The organism is uncultured Streptococcus sp. (assembly GCF_963521865.1).
Classification (GTDB): Bacteria; Bacillota; Bacilli; order Lactobacillales; family Streptococcaceae; genus Streptococcus.
Window position 1 is genome coordinate 1 of the sequence record NZ_CAUQWY010000071.1, and the last position, 4,316, is coordinate 4,316.

General features: G+C 32.6%; 3 protein-coding genes and 2 pseudogenes. 4 read left to right on the forward strand and 1 reads right to left on the reverse strand.

What is annotated here, in order from left to right:
- Positions 1–137 precede the first annotated feature (137 nt).
- Positions 138–494, forward strand: a pseudogene (locus tag RWO85_RS09760) (tyrosine-type recombinase/integrase); the annotation flags it as partial.
- A 510-nt stretch (positions 495–1,004) separates the two neighbouring features.
- Here the strand turns inward: RWO85_RS09760 and RWO85_RS09765 are convergent.
- Positions 1,005–1,334: a helix-turn-helix domain-containing protein gene (locus RWO85_RS09765; protein WP_000447029.1), complete on the reverse strand. Its 330-nt coding sequence runs from the start codon at positions 1,332–1,334 to the stop codon at positions 1,005–1,007.
- Between the two features lie 102 nt (positions 1,335–1,436).
- Here RWO85_RS09765 and RWO85_RS09770 point away from each other — a divergent pair.
- The 3 genes and pseudogenes from RWO85_RS09770 (at position 1,437) to RWO85_RS09780 (ending at position 3,910) form a co-directional block, all read left to right on the forward strand.
- A pseudogene (locus tag RWO85_RS09770) lies at positions 1,437–2,354 on the forward strand (AvrD family protein).
- A gap of 22 nt (positions 2,355–2,376) precedes the next feature.
- Positions 2,377–3,057, forward strand: coding sequence for an AAA family ATPase (locus RWO85_RS09775; RefSeq protein WP_314415635.1), 681 nt, complete (start codon positions 2,377–2,379; stop codon positions 3,055–3,057).
- Between the two features lies 1 nt (position 3,058).
- Entirely contained in the window at positions 3,059–3,910 is an 852-nt protein-coding gene (locus tag RWO85_RS09780; protein ID WP_314415637.1) for an NADH-dependent flavin oxidoreductase, Oye family protein, read from the forward strand.
- The last annotated feature ends 406 nt before the right edge of the window (positions 3,911–4,316 follow it).

Sequence of the window (4,316 nt, forward strand, 5' to 3'; positions counted from 1 at the left end):
CAGCCAATTACAATGGAATTGAGAAGAAAAATATCATAGATTGGTTACTAGAAAAGTAGATAATCATAAATCATACAGCTAACTAGATTTGTAACAGTCTGTTATCAATGATTCTACCCAAATCCTAACAAAATATATGGAAAAAACATCAAAATGCTGAACTATCAAAGTTTGGAATTATCCAATCCGATGAACAATATGTCTTTACTTATATCGATATGAAGGGTAATGTTAATAGCCCTCTACACTCTGACTATCTTAATAATAAAATGAAATCTGTCAAACGTCGTCATCCAGAACTTAAACATGCTACACCTCATAAATTACGACATACAGGAGCGACACTTGCTAAAAAGGCATGAATGAGCTTAGAAGCCATTTCTGAAGCATTAACTCATAGCGATACAATTACAACTAAAACTTATGTTAATGCTTCAAACATAGTTCCATTATCTGCTGGACAAGTTGCCTACCAACATCTTAAAAACAAGTAGGGTAATTTTAGGGCAAATTTTTTTAGAAAGTATAGAAAAAAGCACCCATAAGGTAAACTTTTGAGTGCTTTGAAACGTTGATATAGTCGTATTGATTAACGTTTACTAAATTGTGATGCTTTACGAGCTTTCTTAAGACCTGGTTGGAAAAACTATGATTTGAATAACCTTCAGTAAATGCTTAAAATCAATGTTTTCCAACTTTTTCAGAAAACAGAATTTCATCTAATTTGAATAAATTTCAGTTGAATGGTGTGAATTTCACCCCAAAAAATCAAAAAAATGAGCTAGAATGTACCGAAAAGTTCACACCACTATTTAGATGATTTTTTATTTTGCCTGTTTTTACCTATGGTCTTACCCACGACAAAAATTATAGAGCCAAAAAACCCTAGTCACACATTTGAACTAGGTTTTTACGTTACTTTGATTAACAAGATTACCAAATCTTTCAGAATTACATTTTCTATTTTATAGAAAAATATTAATAATAAATTATGTAAATTCAATCTAATTTCTATAAGTTTGCTCCCATTTTTTCATTTCTTCAACGATACTTCTTAGAGCAATACCTTTTTTTGTCATTTTATATTCAACCTGTGGAGGCGATGTCGGTAAAACTTTTCTTGATAAAATACCTTCTTGCTCGAAATCATGTAACCGTTGAGCTAATATTCTAGGATTAATACCTTCTACACTACGCAAAAGACTACCATAATGTATATTACCATTAATAATTTCAGATAAAATCTCAAGAGTAAATTTACCCTTTAGTAAATTCAAGACCCTTCTTGCTGGACAAATTGATTTTTTCAAAGGTTGCATCTTGCAAGTCTCCATTCATTTCCTCCTTTTTTGATAGTTACTATACTTTTTTTCCCTTCTTGTTTTATAAATAATTACATGATAAATTAATTATATCACTTGAAGGGAGAAATTACTATGGACATTATAACTAAGTTTGACCGTATTGAAGATATTCTCGGCAGTCCTGATGGAAGATACTTTGGTAATGGATATACACAAGTAAAATATTTTCAGAAAGTTAAACATATTACTTTTGAAGGAATTGAGTCAGTATTTGAAATCAACTATCCGAAGAGTTGGTCAACTAAGAAAAATATTGAGTCAATAAAACCACATTTTAGCTCTTTAGATTCTATTGTACTTGCTGTGAAACTAGTCAGCGATTTTCTTAGAGAAGAATTAGTCATAGAAGAGGACACAATCAATAATGCTCTAATTTCTAGTTTCTCGGTAAAAGCAGGAAAATCTCTTGTAGAAGATTTGAAAAATGTTACAGCAAAATTGAGCTTATCATCTGATGATAAGCTATCCTTCCCTTGAAGGATAGCTTCGTTTTCGGTTGAATTAGTTGTCGATTTATTTGATGACTCAAAACAACTTAAAATAAATTCTGGAGAAGATTACTATTTTTCAAACTTTAAAACAGTTGATACCAAACTAACTGATATTTCGGTGAAAACAGAATTAAATTCTATTTCAGCTACTACTTCTTTTTCCTATTCAGATAAATTTAGTGGTATTGAATCAGCACATCTCTTGAAAAAGAGATTACCATCTATCTTAGACCATATAATTGTAACAGCTGAACTTACGGAAGTGTTACATTCATATTTGGACAGAACCCCTAGAGAATTTTCGAAAACATTGATAATGCGTAAAATTAAAATCCTACGCAACCTTTCAAACGATTCACAGTTAAGTGAAGGCAACATTAAAGTTCAAGTTCTAAAAACTAAAATAGTACCTTTAAAAGGAAAGAATGTTCGAGTTAGTGATATGATTTCAAAACTTGGAGAGTCAACATTGATATATTCCGTGGCTCAAGAGCTATAAGATAAATAGAAAGAGGACTAATATGAAAATAGCAATTTCAGGAACTTATTCGACAGGAAAAACGACAACAACTTTAGCACTAGCTTTTTATACTGGTTTACCACGTACACACGCAAAAACTATGAGAGAGATTCTTCCCATAGCTTTACCCGGAAAAAGATTAGAAGACGCCACTGGTCCTGAGCTGGTTCAATTAGGAATTCGTCGTCTAATGGAGCGAGCAGTTAGGGAGTCTCATCTTGACTCTTTTGTTTCTGATGGCTCCTCTTTACATGAATGGGTATACGGTATGGTGAGAACCGAATTAGGAATGAATCCCAACCAAGAGACATATAAAGGAAATATTATTTTAACTGATGACCTCAAATATCTTAGAGAAGTTATGAAAAATTTTGGGTCTGTTGCAAAAGACTATGCTAAAGAAACTTATGAATCATTTGTACATTTGCCTATTGAATTTCCTTTAGCTCCAGATGGCCATCGTCCTGTGTCAGAATTATTTAGAAAACGCTCAAACGATTTGCTATTAATAACACTGGATGAATTAAAAATTCCTTACCATATCGTGGGCGGTACTATCGAGGAAAGACTCCAGAAGATTTCAGAAATTTATCAACTAAAACCTGTAATAAGTATTGAACAAGCAGTTTCTTTAGCAAAAAAGGAAGCGCAAAACTATAATATCGTTCAGGAGGGTAAATAATATGGATAAAGATTTGAGAAATATCCTCTTTTCCAAGTTTGAGACATCCCAACTATCTTTAAGAAATCGGATTGTAATGAATCCAGTTCCAACAGGATTTGTAGAAAGTGGTGTTCCCAAACCAGAAATTGCCGAGTTCTATAAGCGAAGAGCAAAAAATGTAGGGCTATTTATTATAGGCGCTATAAATATTGAGCATGAAACTGCTACTAACAATGAAAATATACCAAATATTTCAACCAGTCGTGATATTGAGGTATGGAAACAAGTAACCAAGGCAATTCACCAAGAAAAAAGTAAGGCTATTGCTGAGCTTTGGCATAGTGGGAGTTCAAGAGCATTTTCAAAAACTGATTTATCTCTTAAGGTCTCTACTCCATCTGGATACATTGGAAAAAAGAAAGTGGGGTCACCTTTATCAGTTGAAGAAATTAACCTTATTGTCCAAAAATTTGCTGAAGCCGCCAGAAAAGCTCAAATATCTGGTTTTGATGGAGTTGATATTCATGCTGCACACGGTAGTTTAATTCATGATTTTTTAACAGCAGAGACCAACCAGAGAACTGATGAGTTTGGTTTTAAAAATAGAACTTACTTTGCAGAAAGAGTTATTAAGGAATGTAGAAAAGTTGTTGGGGACAATTTTCCGATTTTCATTCGCCTATCAAATTTTAAAAGTTATGATCCTACTGCAAAATTAGCAAAAACTTTAGAGGAATTAAAACAAATCATAATACCAATTTCAAATGCAGGTGTTGATATCTTTGACTGCTCTGAAATAAACTATACAGATTCTGCTGTCACTGGAAAATCAGGCAATTTATCATACTGGGTGAAAAAAAATTGCAAATAAGCCTACAATAACAACTGGAGGCATAGGTTCACCTGAAATTCTATACAAAGATATTCCAACACTTATTACAGAAATAACATCACAACCTAAAATGTCATATCTTCATTTACAAAGGAAAAAGGCACAAATTTTTTACTCGAATAATTTAGTTTCTGATTTTAAAGAAGGAGGGTTTGATTTACTTGCTTTTGGTCGTCCTCTATTGATAAATGAAAATTGGTTTGATGAAATAACGGAGGAAGATTGATGAAAAAAACAAATACAAAAGCGCCAGCTTATCTACTTTTTATTCTTTCACTAGGATACATTATGGCGGTCCTAGATACAACCGGAGTGGTTCTTGCTGTTCCCCATATTGAAACAGCTATGAGAGTCTCATTAGAGCAATCCATTTGGATTATTAACG

Excerpts from the sequence above, each read along its gene's own strand:
- RWO85_RS09780 (WP_314415637.1), top strand. The coding sequence starts at position 3,059 with ATGGATAAAGATTTGAGAAATATCCTCTTTTCCAAGTTTGAGACATCC.
- RWO85_RS09775 (WP_314415635.1), top strand. The coding sequence starts at position 2,377 with ATGAAAATAGCAATTTCAGGAACTTATTCGACAGGAAAAACGACAACA.
- RWO85_RS09765 (WP_000447029.1), bottom strand. The coding sequence starts at position 1,334 with ATGGAGACTTGCAAGATGCAACCTTTGAAAAAATCAATTTGTCCAGCA.